At 69.6% G+C, this 1,955-nt stretch carries 3 protein-coding genes; all 3 read left to right on the top strand.

Annotated elements, in window-relative coordinates; all coding sequences use genetic code 11:
- A partial coding sequence (gene hemF, locus RMO12_RS11675; RefSeq protein ID WP_309639417.1) for an oxygen-dependent coproporphyrinogen oxidase occupies positions 1-888 on the top strand: 888 nt, incomplete at its 5' end.
- Entirely contained in the window at positions 885-1,523 is a 639-nt protein-coding gene (nadD, locus tag RMO12_RS11670; RefSeq protein ID WP_309639416.1) for a nicotinate-nucleotide adenylyltransferase, read from the top strand. The genes hemF and nadD, both read left to right, overlap by 4 nt.
- Positions 1,524-1,955 (top strand): ribosome silencing factor (gene rsfS, locus RMO12_RS11665; RefSeq protein WP_309639415.1); only part of this gene is annotated, 432 nt, incomplete at its 3' end.

Genomic DNA, 1,955 nt, shown 5'->3' with positions numbered 1-1,955 from the left:
AGTTACCTGCTCGGGCTGCAGTCGCGCATCGTTGCCGCGCTCGAAGCCGAGGACGGCGGCGCCTTTCTCGCCGACGCCTGGGTGCGCGAACCGGGCGGCGCGCTCGAAGGCGACGGTCTCTCGCGGCTGATCGAAGGCGGCACCTTGCTCGAGCGCGGCGGCTGCAGCTTCTCGCACGTCAAGGGTCGCGCGCTGCCGTCCTCGGCCACGCAGCACCGCCCCGAACTCGCTGGCGCGCCGTTCGAGGCGATGGGCGTCTCGCTGGTCTTGCACCCACGCAGCCCTTACGTGCCCACGGTCCACATGAACGTGCGCATGCTCGCGGCGCACCCACCCGGCGGCGAGGTCGTCACCTGGTTCGGCGGCGGCATGGACTTGACGCCCTATTACAGCTTCGAGGAAGACGCGGCGCACTTTCACACCACCTGCCGCGATGCGCTCGCACCCTTCGGCGCTGCGCTCTACCCGCGCTTCAAGCAGTGGTGCGACGAGTACTTTTTCTTGCAGCACCGCAATGAGCCGCGCGGCATCGGCGGCGTGTTCTTCGACGACTTTGCCGAGCTGGGCTTGGAGCGCAGCTTCGCGGTGATGCGTGCCGTGGGCGACGCGCTGCTGCACGCCTACCTGCCCATCGTGCAGCGCCGCAAGGGCATGGCCTGGGGCGAGCGCGAGCGCGAGTTCCAGACCTACCGGCGGGGCCGCTACGTCGAGTTCAATTTGGTGTGGGACCGCGGCACCTTGTTCGGCCTGCAGTCGGGCGGGCGCACCGAGTCCATCCTCATGTCGATGCCGCCGGTGGTGACGTGGCGCTACGACTGGCACCCGGAGCCGGGCTCGCCGGAGGCGCGGCTGTACAGCGAGTTCTTGCGGGTGAGGCAGTGGTGTTGAGCAGCGCCCCGCGCATCGGCCTGTTCGGCGGCAGCTTCGATCCGCCGCATGTCGCGCACATCGCGCTCGCGCGCACCGCGCTCGAACATCTGCGCCTCGACGAGCTGCACTGGATCCCCGCCGGCCAGCCGTGGCAAAAGGCGCGCCAGCTCGCCAGCGGCACGCATCGCGCCGCTATGGTCCAGGCCGCGGCTTGTGGTGAGCCGCGCTTCGTGCTCGACCGCAGCGAGCTCGACCGCCCCGGCCCGAGCTACACCATCGACACCGTGCGAGCGCTGCAGGCCGAGCGGCCCGAGGCCGAGTGGTTTCTCGTCATCGGGGCGGACCAGTACCTGCGGCTTTCCAGCTGGCGCCAGTGGCAGGAGCTGCTGCTGCGCGTGACGCTCGCGGTGGCCGGCCGCGACACTGCGCCGCCGACGCTGCCGCCCCACGACGTGAGCGCCTTGCCGCACCGCATGGAGCGCCTGCCGATGGCGCCCATCGACGCCTCCTCGACCGCCATTCGCGCCCACCTGGCGGCCGGTCGCCCGGCGGCCGAGCTCGAGCCGACAATATTGACCGCCGAAGTCGCACGCTATATTGACCGTCACGGTCTCTACAGATCCCCCCCCACCCCGGAGCCCGCCAGGAGCTGAATGGACATCCGCAAATTGCAACGCGCCATCGTCGATGGCCTCGAGGACGTGAAGGCCCAGGACATCGTGGTCTTTGACACCGAGCACCTTTCCGCGCTGTTCGAGCGCGTGATCGTCGCCTCGGGAACGAGCAACCGCCAGACCAAGGCCTTGGCAGCGAGCGTGCGCGACGCGGTCAAGTCGGGCGGCTTTCCGGTGCTGCGCACCGAGGGTGAAAGCAACGGCGAATGGATCATCGTGGACTGCGGCGCCGCCGTCGCGCACATCATGCAGCCCGACATCCGGCGCTACTACCACCTCGAAGAACTCTGGGGTGACAAGCCGGTGAAGATGAAGCTCGGCGCGACCGGCAAGGGGCTCGTCAAGGCCTCCGAGGGTGGCGACGACGAAGACGCCGCGCCGAGCCGGCCGGTGGCTCGCAAGGGCACCACG

It is taken from the genome of Methylibium sp. (genome assembly GCF_031393925.1).
Classification (GTDB): domain Bacteria; phylum Pseudomonadota; class Gammaproteobacteria; order Burkholderiales; family Burkholderiaceae_C; genus Methylibium.
The sequence above is the reverse complement of the archived record's forward strand: the minus strand, read 5'-3'. Positions and strand labels throughout refer to the sequence as shown.